We start from the raw sequence: 2,064 nt of genomic DNA, 5'->3' as shown, positions 1-2,064 counted from the left end.
CCCTGCTCCGGCTCCATCGCCTCCAGCCGCAGCGAGGGCGCGCCGATGCTGCTCTCGGTGCCCGAGTCGAACTCCGCCGACAACAGGTCGGGCCGGCGGATCGAGCGCACGATGTGCGGCGTGATCGACAGCAGCACCTCRCTGCGCTGCTTGTCGTCCTTCTGGCTGCCGAACAGGCGCCCCAGCACCGGCAGCTCGCCCAGGGCCGGCACCTTGTTCGCGGTGGAGCGGTCCTCGTCGTTGATCAGCCCGGCCAGGATCTGCGTCTCGCCGTCCTTCAGCCGCAGCACGGTGTTGGCGCCGCGCGTGCCGATCTGGTACGACAGCGAACCCGACTTGCTCAGCACCTCGCGCACCAGGCTCGAGACCTCGAGGTTCACCTTGATCGCCACCTCTTCGTCGAGGTAGATGGTGGGCTCGACCTCGAGCTTCAGCCCGACGTCGACATAGTTCACCGATTCCGACACGAAGCCGGTCGAGGTGGACGTGGTGGTGATCACCGGCACGCGGTCGCCGATCAGGATCTTCGCCTTCTCCTTGTTGCGCACGCGGATGCGCGGGTTGGCGAGGATGTTGCCGTCGGTGTCTTCCTTGCGCGCATTGATCAGCGTGCTGCCGACGGTGGCCTGCACGGTGTTGCGATTGATGTTGCGCAGGTCGTTCAGCGTCCACGGCTGGGTGGCCATGTTCAGCGGCGACAGCGTCAGCTGGCTCGGCCACTGCACGCCCAGTTCCATCAGCCGGGTGCGCTTGATCTCGAGCACCTCGACGTCGAGCATCACTTCGGGGTCGCTCAGGTCCTGCAGCGCGACGATGCGTTCGGCCATGCGGATCGCCTCGGGCGTGTCGCGCATCATGATGATGCCCAGCCGCTCGTCGATCACCAGGTCCTTGGTCTTCACCAGCGTCTTGATCGCGCCCGACACCGCCTTCACGTCGGCATTGGTCAGGTAGAAGCTGCGCACCGCGAGCGTCTGGTAGTCCTTCAGCTTCTGCGGCGTGTTCGGGTAGATCAGCAGCGCGTTGTCGCCCAGCACCTTCTGCTCCAGCTGGTTGGTCACCAGCAGCAGCCGCACCGCGTCCTCGATCGAGGTGTTCCTCACCAGGATGCTCGCCTTCAGGTCGGGGCGGATGTCCTTGTCGAACAGGAAGTTCAGGCCCGACACCTTGGCGATCACGTCGAACACCGCCTTCAGCGGCGCGTCGCGGAACTCCAGCGTGATCGGCTTGCGGTAGGCCGCGGCCAGGCGCGTCTCGGGCTTGACCAGCTTGCCGCGCGCCTCGTCGACACGCGCCTTCAGGTTCAGCGCGTCCTTCTGGTTCGGGTTCTCGGCCAGCACCGGGCGGATCCTCTCGAGTGCCAGGTCCAGGTCGGCCGCGGCACCCTTCTTCAGCAGCGCCTCGCCTTCGGTGACGGCCTGGCGGTGGCGCCGCTCGGTCAGCAGCGCGTCCAGGCCCTGGCGCGCCATCGCGTTGTCGGGCTCGATGGCCTGCACCTGGCGATAGGCCTTCTCGGCATCGGTCAGGCGGCCTTCGCGGCGCGCCGCCTCGCCGGCCAGCACCTGGCGGTTGACGATCGACGCACGCTGCGTCGCGAGCCCGATGCGGTACTCGGCGTTGGTCGGTTCCAGGCGCACCGCCTCCTGCAGCTTGGCCAGGCCTTCGGCGGTCTTGCCGTCGGCCAGCAGCGCATTGCCGTCGCGCCAGGCCTGCGGCGCGGCGCAGCCGCCGAGCAGCAGCACCCCCAGCAGGATGGGCAACAGCGCAGCCCTCGGATCAAACCATCTCATCGCGTGTCTCTCGGTTCGCTTCCCCCGACGTCCAGGGTCTGCTTCTGGTTCAGCGGCGTGTAGAGCAAGGTCAGGGTCCCGCCCTGCAGGCTCTCCACCTTGTAGTTCTGGGCCACGGTGTCGCCGACGCGCACGACCAGGTTCTGGTCGTTGTACTGCAGGAACACCGCGACCTCGCCGTCGTCGACCAGGCGGCCGAGCACGCGGAACGGCAGCGGTGGCGCCTGCGGCGGCGGAGGAGGCGGCGGCGGTGCCATGGCCACCGGCGCAGCGA

General features: G+C 68.0%; 1 protein-coding gene and 1 pseudogene. Both read right to left on the bottom strand.

Annotation, left to right across the window (positions count from 1 at the left end):
- Positions 1-1,790, bottom strand: a 1,790-nt coding sequence (locus AC1D01_RS31895; RefSeq protein ID WP_477873519.1) for a secretin N-terminal domain-containing protein, incomplete at its 3' end; no start/stop codon positions are given.
- Positions 1,787-2,064, bottom strand: a pseudogene (locus tag AC1D01_RS31890) (hypothetical protein); the annotation flags it as partial. The pseudogene AC1D01_RS31890 and the gene AC1D01_RS31895, both read right to left, overlap by 4 nt.

The organism is Rhizobacter sp. P3_B12, from assembly GCF_056402895.1.
The sequence above is the reverse complement of the archived record's forward strand: the minus strand, read 5'-3'. Positions and strand labels throughout refer to the sequence as shown.